Below are 11,513 nucleotides of genomic sequence, written 5' to 3'. Positions count from 1 at the left end.
TTATATCACTTATATGGTTCAAAACTATTCACATGAAAAATGCATTTATTCTTTTTTATTTTTTATTTCTTAACCTTTCTTTTTCTCAAAAGAAACAGGATTTTATTTTGAAATCTCCTGACGGAAAAATTGAAATAAAAGTTGCTGTTGATGATAGAATTTCATGGACAATTTCACATGAAAAAGATTTGATTTTAGCGCCTTCTGAAATGTCAATGACTTTGGATGAAAATGTTGTGTTAGGGCAACATGCAGTACTTTTAAATTCAAAAAAAGAAAGTGTTGATGTTTCATTTGAAACGCCGCTTTACAAAAAGAAATCGGTTCGAAACAACTACAATCAACTGACTTTAAATTTTAAAAACGATTTTAGTATTGAATATCGTGTTTTTGATGATGGCGCTGCCTATCGATTTATCACCAAAAAGAAAAAAGATATTACAGTGAAATCTGAAGAAGTTGTTTTGAATTTAGATCAGGATTACAATACTTTAATGCCCTATGTTCGGGATTTACGAAATCCTAAAGATCAATTCATATCCTCATTTGAATCCCATTATGAAAACAAAAAAATAAGCGAATTTGCAAAAGATACTCTTGCATTTTTACCGTTTTTAATTGAGTATAAAAATCATAAAAAAGCGGTTTACTTAGAAGCAAATCTGGAAGATTACCCAGGATTATTTGTGACGAATAATAATTCAAAATCAGGATTTGAATCTCGTTTTTCTAAATATCCAATTCAGGAAATAAATGGCGGATTTAATTACCTCAACAAATTAATTACAGAACGAGCAGATTATTTAGTTAAAACCAAAGGAACTAGAACTTTTCCGTGGAGAGCGATTGTTATTTCTGGAAATGATTCGGCTTTAGCCAATAATGATATGGTTCAGAAATTATCCGAACCATCGAAAATAAAAGATATTTCATGGATAAAACCCGGAAAAGTCGCTTGGGATTGGTGGAACGACTGGAATATTTACAATGTCGATTTCAAAGCCGGAATCAACACGCAGACCTATAAATACTATATTGATTTTGCGTCAAAAAACAAAGTAGAATATGTGGTTTTGGACGAAGGCTGGAGCGTAGAAACGGACATTATGAAACACAATCCGAATGTGGATTTGGAAGCTTTAATTGCTTATGCAAAAGAGAGAAACGTCGGCATTATTTTGTGGAGTTCCTGGATGGCTTTGAGTAACAATTTAGACGGCATTTTCGAAAATTATGCAAAGCTCGGTATTAAAGGTTTCAAAGTCGATTTTATTGATCGTGACGATGCTAAAATGGTAAATTCGGTTTATGATATTGCACAAAAAGCGGCGAATCATAAACTACTTTTGGATTTTCACGGCATGTACAAACCAACCGGAATTCAGAGAACTTTTCCAAATATTCTAAATTTTGAAGGCGTAAAAGGTCTTGAAAACAATAAATGGACACCAAATGATGATGTTCCCTTATACGATTGTACCATTCCGTTTATCAGAATGATGGCCGGCCCAATGGATTACACTCCGGGCGCAATGCGAAATGCCACAAAAAGCGAATTCAAACCAAGTCATTCTAATCCCGTAAGTCAGGGAACAAGATGTCATCAATTGGCACTTTATACTATTTTTGAAGCGCCGTTGCAAATGATGGCCGACAGCCCGACGGCTTACATGGCAGCACAAGAAAGCACGGACTTTATTGCTAAAGTTCCAACTACTTTTGATGAAACTGTTGCTTTAAATGGCGAAGTTGGAAAATTTATTTCAATCGCGAGAAGAAAAGTAAATACTTGGTATTTAGGTGCCATTACCAATTGGGATTCCAGAGAAATTACTATTGATTTTTCTTTCCTTGAAAAAGGCAAAAAATTCGAAGCCGAGATTTTCTTAGACGGTTTAAATGCTGATAAAGCTGCAAACGACTATAAAAGAGAAATTATTACGGTTGATTCTACAACGAAATTGACCTATAAATTGGCAAGCGGTGGTGGATTGGCGATGATAATTCAAACAAAATAAGAAAAAAAAATGGGACAAAATGTCCCATTTTTTTATACAATCCAATTTTCCGTAGAGACGCACCGCAGTGCGTCTTTTATGCGTATTGAAATTCAGAACGGATAATAGGACGTAGACGCACTGCGGTGCGCCTCTACCATGATGCGTTCTCAACATTTCACAATTTACAATTCACAATTCACAATTAAGATAATATTTTTTCAATCGCATTCAATTCATCCTGCGAAAAAAGAGTATTTTGCAGACAATCAATATTATTACACAATTGTTTTACAGAACTCGCACCAATTAAAACAGAAGTAATTCGTTTGTCTTTTTGCAGCCAGGCTAAAGCCATTTGAGCCAAAGATTGATTTCTATTCTGTGCGATTTCATTCAGCTGTATTAATTTCTGAATGCGTTCCTGTGTAACCTCATCTTCTTTCAAATGCCCGTTTGGATTATGTGCTCTTGAATTTTCTGGAATTCCGTTTAAATATTTGTCTGTCAAAAGTCCTTGTGCCAAAGGCGAAAACGCGATACAGCCTACTCCTTTTTCTTCCAAAACATCTAATAAACCATTTTCAACCCAACGCTCCAACATTGAATATTTTGCTTGGTGAATCAAACAAGGTGTTCCCAATTGTTTTAAAACATCAACCGCAACACGAGTCTGTTCTGCTGAATAATTACTGATTCCGACATACAATGCTTTTCCGCTTCTCACGGCATAATCCAAAGCCATCATGGTTTCCTCAATTGGTGTTTCAGGATCAGGACGATGCGAATAAAAAATATCGACATAATCGACTTTCATTCTCTTTAAACTCTGGTCTAAACTAGATAATAAATATTTACGCGAACCCCAATCTCCGTAAGGTCCGTCCCACATAGTATATCCGGCTTTAGTAGAAATTATGATTTCATCACGCAAGTTTCCCTGAAAATTATGCCATAGAATTTTACCAAAATTAGTTTCTGCAGAACCCGGAATCGGTCCGTAATTGTTTGCGAGATCAAAATGAGTAATTCCCTTATCAAAAGCTTCTACAGCAATACTTTCGGCATTATCAAAATTATCAACCGAACCGAAATTATGCCACAATCCTAAAGAAATTTCAGGTAATAGTAATCCGCTTTTTCCGCATCTGTTATATTTCATTATTTTAATTTAATGGTTGGAAGTTTAATAGGTTTTAAAGGTAAAAACAAACCTGATTATTTTAAAACCAAATAGTGTTTTTATTTTGTAAATTTGTTTAAATAATAAAATTATGGAAAATAGCTGGCAAAATTTAATTTCAATAAATCCAGATATCAGATTTGGAAAACCTGTTATTACAGGAACTAGAATTTGTGTTTCAGATATTCTTTCATGGCTTTCAACAGGAATGTCTTTCGAAGAAATTATTGAAGATTTTCCGGAATTAAAAAAAGAACATATTCTTGCTGCTTTAGCTTTTGCTGCAAATAGAGAAAATATTACCAAAATAATTGCAGCGTAATGAAGTTACTTTTGGATGCAAATATTTCATGGAGAATAATAAAACTTATTGAAAATGATTTTAGAAATTTATTAAATTAAGTTTTTTTTAATCTCGCAAAGACGCAGAGTCGCAAAGTTTACTTTTAAGAAATTAAGATTAATAGCGTCCAGCTTTAGCTGGATGAAAATACAACAACAATCAAAAAAGGGCTTTAGCCAAACTTCAAGGTTTGGCTAAAGCCCTTTTCTTATTCAATTCTCCTTCCCCTAGCTGAAGCTAGGGGCTATGCAAAATAAACTTTGCGACTTAGCGACTTAGCGAGATTAAAAAAAAATTTGTGTCTTAGCGCCTTTGTGACAAAAAACTTTTACTCTTTTATCTCAAACCCACTTTGCAAACCACTATCAGAACTTCCTCCAACCATGATTTTAAAAGTTCCTGGCTCCACTAAATATTTTCCATCGTTATCATAAAAACCAAGTTCTTTATCGGTTAAAGTAAAAGAAATTGTTTTCGTTTCGCCCTTTTTCAAATTCACTAATTCAAAGCCTTTCAATTCTTTAATTGGGCGAATAATACTGGCAAACTCATCATGAATATACAACTGAACGACTTCTTTTCCGTCATAATTTCCTGAGTTGGTAACGGCAACGCTTACTTGCACATTTTCTCCTTTTGCGAAAGAAGTCTTATTTACTTTCAGGTTTCTATAATCGAATTTGGTATAACTCAAACCAAAACCAAACGCAAACTGAGGCGTTTTCTCCACATCCATATAATGTGACCAGAAAACATTTTTATCACTGTCTGTTGGTCTTCCTGTGCTGTATTTATTGTAATAAATCGGCACTTGTCCTACATTTCTAGGAAACGACATTGGCAGTTTCCCACTTGGGTTATAATCTCCGTAAAGAACCTGCGCCACTGCATTTCCGGTCTGCGTTCCTAAATGCCAAGCTTCTACAATAGCCGGAATATGTTCTGCAGCCCATGGAATACTCAACGGACGGCCGTTATTTAAAACCAAAACCACATTCGGATTTACTTTATAAATCTCCTCTAATAATTCTTGCTGTAAACCTGGCAGATTCAAATCGGTTCTGCTTCTTCCTTCACCGCTCTGAAAACCGTATTCACCCAAAACCATAACAACAACATCTGCATTTTTTGCGGCTGTTTTTGCCGCTTCAAAGCCACTTTTGTCTGTAGTATTAAAAGCGGTTTCAGTTAAAAAAGTAGATTTCTGCGAAAGCAAATCTGCACCCTTTTCAAAAGTCAGTTGATTGTCTTTGTACTGCTGCATTCCTTCCAAAACCGAAACCGCAGTATTATCATCAGCAGCGATTCTCCAGCTTCCAAGCGGACTGTTTTTATCGTTTGCCAAAGCGCCGATCAAAGCAATTTTTTGTCCCGATTTTTTTAGCGGCAACAAATTCTTTTCATTCTTCAATAATACAATTGACTTCTTCGCCATGTCCAAAACGCCATCATTGTTAGCTTTGCTACCAACAACTGCTTTTTCACGTTTTTCATCGCAATATCTGTACGGATCATCAAATAATCCCAACTCAAATTTCACACGTAAAATTCTTCTAACAGCATCATCCACCAAAGCCTCTTTTACTTTTCCGGCTTTTACCAGATCCACTAATTTGGCAACATACAAATACGATTCCATATCCATATCAGAACCCGCAATAACAGCTTTTGCTGTGGCATCTGCTTCGTCTTTGGCATAACCGTGTGCAATCATTTCACGAACCGAAGCATAATCAGAAATCACAAATCCGTCAAACTTCCATTTTCCTTTTAAAATATCTCTTTGCAAAAAGGCATTTCCCGTTGCCGGAACACCATTCAAAGTATTAAACGAATTCATAAACGTACGAACTCCCGCTTCTACAGTCGCTTCAAAAGGAGGCAAAACAGAGTTGTATAATTTAGAATTACTGATGTCCACAATATTATATTCCAATCCCGCTTCAACATAACCATACGCCGCAAAGTGTTTCGCACACGCTGCAATCGTATTTACTTTGGCTAAATCGGCAATAGTTTCACCTTGAAAACCTTTTACTCGTGCATAACCCACTTTACTTCCCAAATAAGGATCTTCTCCTGCGCCTTCCATCACACGTCCCCATCGCGCATCATTTGCAACGTCAACGTTTGGCCCAAAAGTCCAGTTTATTCCAGACGCCGAAGCTTCATCAGCCGCAATTGCTGCCGATTTTTTAATCGCTTCTAAATCCCAACTCGCCGCTTCTGCCAGCGGAATCGGGCTTAACGTTTTATAGCCATGTATTACGTCAAAACCAATAATTAACGGAATTCCCAACCGCGTTTCTTCAACAGCAATTTTCTGCACCGCACGCACTTCTTTCACACCGCGAACCGTCAGCATCGAGCCAACCCAGCCTTTTCTCAAATGTTCATATTTTAACTCCGCAGTGCCGCCTTTTGGTGCTGGTCCCGTAACATCCCAAAAACCGTTGTATTGGTTCATCTGTCCCACCTTTTCCTCCAAAGTCATCAAAGGCAAAAGCAAATCAATTCTTTGCTCAATAGTTTTATTTTTATCCAGATAGGGCTTTTTTTGTGCATTCATATTTCCAACAGTAAACAGGGACAAAACCCCAAAAATTAGTATTTTTTTATTTTTCATAATGGTCGATAGTTTAGTATTTTGGGCGTGTCCCTCCGGGTCGGGCTATCCACTTCAAGTCCTCGCACTTCCTTCGTCAGGCTGTGGGCTTTACACTTCTATCCCTCACGCAAACGGTTTTACAAGAACTTTTTGGTTTCCATTTTTTAACACACAATCTTGTCATTCCGAGGAACGAGACCCGAGCGATAGCGAACAGGCGAAGCAAATCTCCGCGAGTAGCTCGCCAACGATTGGTGATTATTATTACGGAGTTATTTGCGGAGATTCCTCGTTCCTCGGAATGACAAAAAATACGCAAAAAATCTAAAGTCTAAAATCTTTACTCTTTACTCTTCACTCTTTACTCTTCACTCTTCACTCTTCACTCTTTACTCTTTACTCTTCACTCTTTACTCTTTACTCTTTACTCTTTACCCTTCACTCTTTACTCTTTACTCTTCACTATTTACTCTTCACTCTCCTACTCCGTAATAAAACAAGAAGCCGGCAAATTCACCTTATTAAACAAATCTGACTGAATTGTATTTCCCCATGCAAATCTCACTTTTACAGGAATCGAAACTTTTTTGCTTGTCAAAATCACTTCATCATTTTTTATCGAAGCTTCGGCAGGAAAGAAATTTCCATCGGCTCCAGCTAATTCAAATTGATTCGAAATTTTATTTTTGAAATGCAATCCTTCAGCATAATCAAAAGAAACTTTGACTTTATTTTTCTCGATTTTAATATCTTTAAAAAGTGGTCCGTTTACCAAATTTGAATTTAGTCCCGAAGCCTCGGGATAAGTTTCAGCAAGTGCCAAATTTGCCAGACGAATGCCAACCGATTTTTTGTTTTTGGGATGAATGTCAATCGTATCCGAAATATCAGAAGTCAGCACCATTCCGGTTTTCGGAACTTGATTCAGAATTTTTCTTTGAGAATTTCTAACTGTTACATTAGAGAAATTATTGCTTCCGGTTTTATAAGGCGCTATCTGAACGAAATAAAAAGGAAATTCGTCATTCCAGACTTTTCGCCAGGAAGTAATTAAAGCTGACAAGGTTTTATCATAAACCAAAGAACCCACATTAGATTCTCCTTGATACCACAAAGTTCCGGCAATTTTAAATCCGACAAAAGGATAAATCATCGCATTATAAGCTCGACCTGGTTGTCTTGGTCCGTATTCCTGCTCGTTTAGTTTTTTGGCGTTTTCTAATAAAACTGGATCATTATTTACGACTTCTTCCGGCATCCAGATTTCGGCTGGCGTTCCTCCCCAATTCGAAGAAATCAATCCGATGGGTACATTTTTTAAATCTTCTCTCAGACGTTTGGCAAAGAAATAGCCAATCGCACTAAAATTTTTCATGGTTTCCGGAGTCGATTCTGTCCAATTTCCCAATAAATTATTCTGTGGCGTTGTCGCAGTTAATTTTGGAACCGTAAAAAATCGAATGTTAGGATTTGCAGCGTTTTTAGCTTCTTCTTCGCCGTTGTCGATTCCCCAGCTTGCCGACATTTCCATGTTCGATTGTCCGGCGCAAACCCAGACTTCTCCAATTAAAATATTTTTTAGAATGACTTCATTATACCCTTTTATCGAAATTGTAAAAGGGCCGCCAGCTTCGGGAGTTTTGATCTTCAATTCCCATTGTGCCTGATTGTTTGCGACAACTTTATATTCCTGATTGTTCCAGCTCGAAACCAATTTGATTTCTTCCTTTGGATTTGCCCAGCCCCAAATTTTCACTTCAGAATTGCGCTGTAAAACCATATTATCGCCAAAAATATTCGGAAGGGAAACGTTTGCCATCATAGTACCTGAAATCAATAGAAAAACAAACTTAAATATATTATTTCTCATTTAGCAGCTTTTTTAAAAACGGTGCATATTGATCTGCCATCACTTTTTGATCTGCCACATCAGGATGTCCTAAACAACCATGCGGTGTCATTGGTTTGAACTTAAAAATTTGAATTGCCTTATGCGATTTGTCTTCCGCGAAAGCGCTTTTCACTTTATTCAGACAATCTTCAAAAACAATTGCTTTTTCTCCTCCAACCATTGGACTGTTGGTAATTACAATCTGAGCATTCGGATTGTGTTCGTAAAGCATTTTTATAAAGTTGATGTAGTTCGAAACATATTTTTCGACATTAAAAGGCAGGCGTTCTTTCTTGCCGTCTCCGCCAGAAAAATCATTGGTTCCTATAGCAATACTGATAATATTTGGCTGAAAAGCAAAATCATATTTAGGTTTAGAATTGTCTTTTGTCAAATACAAATTCTGATACACATCGGGCATTATGGCTTCGTCTTTGTTTTCGTCATTCCAGTTGCGGTACATTCCGATTCCGGAAACTGAACTTACCAAATAATCAACATCAATGGCTCTAGAAAGTGTTGGCCCGTAAGCGTAATAACTATTATGATGGTCCATATATTCTCCCTGATCACAAGGAATTTCAGAAGGATCGCTGGCTGCACCGCACGTAATAGAATCGCCAATAAATTCGATTTTCTTTTTCTCTTTAGAGGATATTGAAGCTAGTTTTGCAGTTGTTCCCACGAACAAAATATTACCGCTGTGCGCTTCTGTATTTTTATAGATTTCTAAACGATGTTCTTTTTTATTTGAAGTAACTTTAATTGGAAAAGATTGTACTGCGCCTTTTTCAATTCTTATTTTTCCAATGTATTTTCCATCTAATACCAAAGAAACATAATTATGATGTTCGTATGAATCAACGCTTTGAAGTGCAATCGAACATTCGTTTCCCGTAAAATTGAAAGTAACCGAAGAAGCGGTTCCAATTAAGACAACTGTATTATTTTGAAGTTTTTCGAATCTGCCTGCATATAAAAAAGTATTGCTTTTATTTTGTGCTGTGGCAAGAAGTGAAAGCAGCAAAAATGAAATTAAAAAAGATATTTTTTTGAGAAACATAATTTATCTGTTAAATATAAATACGATTCACAAATATATTTGAATTGATGTATAGATAAAGATACTAAAACATCAAAAAGCAATAAAAAAACACCACATTAGCACATCAAATTGTCGGTTTTTATTCTATATTCTTACAAATGATCTTTCTTATTCAGAAACAACGGACTATCTTTATAACTAAAACACTAAATACTAGAAAATGAAACCAGCCCTCTATACACTATTATTGTCTGCGATTTTATGTCTTTCTTTTACATGCAAAAAAGAAAATAAAACCGAAATAAATCAGATCCATAAATCAACAGCCGAAATTGAAAGAGATTCTATTATTGCTTATGCTAAAAAATATTTAGGCACGCCATATTTGTATGCAGGAAATGATCCTAAAAAAGGTTTTGACTGTTCGGGTTTTGTGAGTTATGTTTTTAAAAACTTTGATGTAAGCTTACCAAGAAGTTCCAGCGGTTATAAAAATCTGGGAACGGCATTAAACCCAGAAGAATTTAAAGTTGGAGATATTTTAGTATTTTATGGGTACAAAGACAGAACCGTGGTAGGCCATCTTGGAATCATCTGCGAAGCCAACGGCATGCATTCTAAATTTATACATGCCTCTTCTGGAAAAGTTAACAGCGTAACGATTACCGCATTGGATACAGAACATTACACCAACCGATTTTATAAGTGTATTGATGTTTTGAGTAAATAGTTTTTCTCCACAAATTACACAAATTTTCGCGAATTAAATTTATACTCTGCCTATAAAAATTAGTGCTAATTCGTGTAATTCGTGGCAAACCTTTCTTTAATTTTATTCTTCGGTTAGTAATTTTATCAAACTTTCATCTCTTTGATAAACATCTTTATAGAAATTCAAATCGCCTTTTCTATCTACCCAGCAAGTAAAATAACCAATATATACAGGAATCTTCTTTTTTAAGCTGACCCAGTTTTCTTTTCCGGCATGCATGGCTTTATCGATTTTTTGAGGTGTCCAAGATGGATCATTTTTTAAAAGTTCAATCGCCAATTCTCTAGGTTTTGCTACACGTACGCAACCATGGCTGAAAGCTCTGCTGTCTCTTTCGAATAAACTTTTAGCCGGAGTATCGTGCAGGTAGATATTGTTAGAGTTTGGAAATAAAAATTTTACGAGTCCAAGCGAATTATTTTTGCCCGGAAGCTGACGAACGGCACCATTATTCCACTCTAAATTCTTTTGAGCAAGATAATTTTTGTTTTTAGCCATTCCTGGTTTTATTTCTTTTTTGATGATACTTGGAGGAACATTCCAATACGGGCTGAAAACAATATTATTCATCATTCCGCTGAAAATAACAGTTTTTGTCATTGCTTTCCCCACAACTACATTCGAAATAAAAACAATTTCGCCGTTGCGTACCACATACAATTTAAACTCCGGAATATTAACTTCAATAAATTCTTTGCCTTTCTCCAATTCCGGATCAATCCATCTGCAGCGTTCCATGTTGGCAATAATAGTTTTAATACGTTCTGAAACAGGAACATTCATCTCTGCAATATGTTCTGCCGAAATGATGTTTTTTGGAGTGGTTCCGTGATGTGATTCGAAGTTTTTGACTGCGGTAATTAAAGTTGAATCGCAGATATTGCTTTTGCTGTTTTCTTTGATATCGCCAGAAACAAATAATCTTTCTCTAATCTGACCAACTACAGCTGTTGAATCTCCTAATTTAATGCTTTTAAAATCTTCGCCTTTTTCTATGTTTTTCCAGCCGCCATTTTTCTCAATTGCTCTGTAAGTACGAAGTGCATCGCGAAGTTTATAATATTGGCTGAACATTTTACTTTTTTTGTCATCACTAATCGTCGATTTCTTAAAAATAGAATCTGTCAGCACCTGATAATTTAGCTTTTTACGCGGTAGAAGCCATTCTAAAGATATAGATGTTTTTTCGTCAAAACCTGCATAAAGCTTTTCTGCATAATAGAAATACAAATTAGTAATCATCAAATCTGTGCTTTCTTTTGATAATTTATTTTCGGCATTGTTGTTTTCAAAAATAGGGCTGATTTTTTCGTTGTAAGGAAAATTAGCTTTGAGTCCTTCCTGATCCAATCCTTTATATTGATTAAACAAAGTATTTCCAAATTCTACTACACCTTTATTATCAAGCCATAATTGTGTATTATTATTTTTCTTATATAATGTCTTAACATCATTTTTAAATTTAGCCAATTTTGGATAGGCTGTATAAAAGTCAGCAATTTTTATACTATCTATTGACAATTTAAGTTCTGGTAAAACTTCTTTGGCAACTTTAGAATTTTCTTTTTTTTCTCCTTTAGAGTTACAAGAAACAACAGTAAAAACAATAACAATCGCAGCAATTGCAGACCAAATTTTCATAAAAATTTTTTGAATAAAATTATAAAAGTTTTT

At 35.5% G+C, this 11,513-nt stretch carries 8 protein-coding genes; 3 read left to right on the top strand and 5 right to left on the bottom strand.

Annotation, left to right across the window (positions count from 1 at the left end):
* Positions 1–2,018: glycoside hydrolase family 97 protein (locus B0A68_RS20345; RefSeq protein WP_394364183.1), on the top strand; the 2,018-nt coding region annotated here is incomplete at its 5' end.
* Positions 2,019–2,202: 184 nt separating this feature from the next.
* On the opposite strand, the gene B0A68_RS20340 is transcribed toward B0A68_RS20345, so the two are convergent.
* On the bottom strand, positions 2,203–3,159 hold the full coding sequence (locus B0A68_RS20340; protein WP_035690301.1) for an aldo/keto reductase: 957 nt from the start codon (positions 3,157–3,159) through the stop codon (positions 2,203–2,205).
* Between the two features lie 112 nt (positions 3,160–3,271).
* On the opposite strand from B0A68_RS20340, the gene B0A68_RS20335 reads away from it, so the two are divergent.
* Positions 3,272–3,502 (top strand): DUF433 domain-containing protein, encoded by a 231-nt coding sequence (locus tag B0A68_RS20335; RefSeq protein ID WP_035690299.1) that lies wholly within the window; start codon positions 3,272–3,274, stop codon positions 3,500–3,502.
* 349 nt (positions 3,503–3,851) lie between these two features.
* On the opposite strand, the gene bglX is transcribed toward B0A68_RS20335, so the two are convergent.
* The 3 genes from bglX to B0A68_RS20310 form a co-directional block, all read right to left on the bottom strand.
* Positions 3,852–6,149, bottom strand: a complete 2,298-nt coding sequence (gene bglX, locus B0A68_RS20330; RefSeq protein WP_035690297.1) for a beta-glucosidase BglX — start codon at positions 6,147–6,149, stop codon at positions 3,852–3,854.
* Positions 6,150–6,612: 463 nt separating this feature from the next.
* Entirely contained in the window at positions 6,613–8,001 is a 1,389-nt protein-coding gene (locus B0A68_RS20315; RefSeq protein WP_035690293.1) for a sialate O-acetylesterase, read from the bottom strand.
* Complete coding sequence (locus B0A68_RS20310) at positions 7,991–9,085, bottom strand: SGNH/GDSL hydrolase family protein (RefSeq protein WP_035690291.1); 1,095 nt, start codon at positions 9,083–9,085, stop codon at positions 7,991–7,993. Before B0A68_RS20310 ends, B0A68_RS20315 begins: the two co-directional genes overlap by 11 nt.
* A 202-nt stretch (positions 9,086–9,287) precedes the next feature.
* Between B0A68_RS20310 and B0A68_RS20305 the strand changes: the two genes are divergently transcribed.
* Positions 9,288–9,797, top strand: coding sequence for a C40 family peptidase (locus B0A68_RS20305; RefSeq protein WP_035690290.1), 510 nt, complete (start codon positions 9,288–9,290; stop codon positions 9,795–9,797).
* 102 nt (positions 9,798–9,899) lie between these two features.
* Here B0A68_RS20305 and B0A68_RS20300 read toward each other — a convergent pair whose 3' ends face one another.
* The gene (locus B0A68_RS20300; protein WP_035690288.1) at positions 9,900–11,480 is read right to left on the bottom strand and encodes a L,D-transpeptidase family protein; all 1,581 of its coding nucleotides are present in this window, start codon (positions 11,478–11,480) and stop codon (positions 9,900–9,902) included.
* Between the last annotated feature and the right edge of the window lie 33 nt (positions 11,481–11,513).

Origin of the sequence: Flavobacterium reichenbachii (assembly GCF_002217435.1) — a bacterium.
Lineage (GTDB): Bacteria > Bacteroidota > Bacteroidia > Flavobacteriales > Flavobacteriaceae > Flavobacterium > Flavobacterium reichenbachii.
Note: the sequence above shows the minus strand (reverse complement) of the source record. Positions and strands in the feature narration are given on the sequence as shown.

Bases quoted from the DNA above. Each gene is read 5' to 3' on its own strand.
- B0A68_RS20340 (WP_035690301.1), bottom strand. From the start codon at position 3,159: ATGAAATATAACAGATGCGGAAAAAGCGGATTACTATTACCTGAAATT.
- B0A68_RS20335 (WP_035690299.1), top strand. From the start codon at position 3,272: ATGGAAAATAGCTGGCAAAATTTAATTTCAATAAATCCAGATATCAGA.
- bglX (WP_035690297.1), bottom strand. From the start codon at position 6,149: ATGAAAAATAAAAAAATACTAATTTTTGGGGTTTTGTCCCTGTTTACT.
- B0A68_RS20315 (WP_035690293.1), bottom strand. From the start codon at position 8,001: ATGAGAAATAATATATTTAAGTTTGTTTTTCTATTGATTTCAGGTACT.
- B0A68_RS20310 (WP_035690291.1), bottom strand. From the start codon at position 9,085: ATGTTTCTCAAAAAAATATCTTTTTTAATTTCATTTTTGCTGCTTTCA.
- B0A68_RS20305 (WP_035690290.1), top strand. From the start codon at position 9,288: ATGAAACCAGCCCTCTATACACTATTATTGTCTGCGATTTTATGTCTT.
- B0A68_RS20300 (WP_035690288.1), bottom strand. From the start codon at position 11,480: ATGAAAATTTGGTCTGCAATTGCTGCGATTGTTATTGTTTTTACTGTT.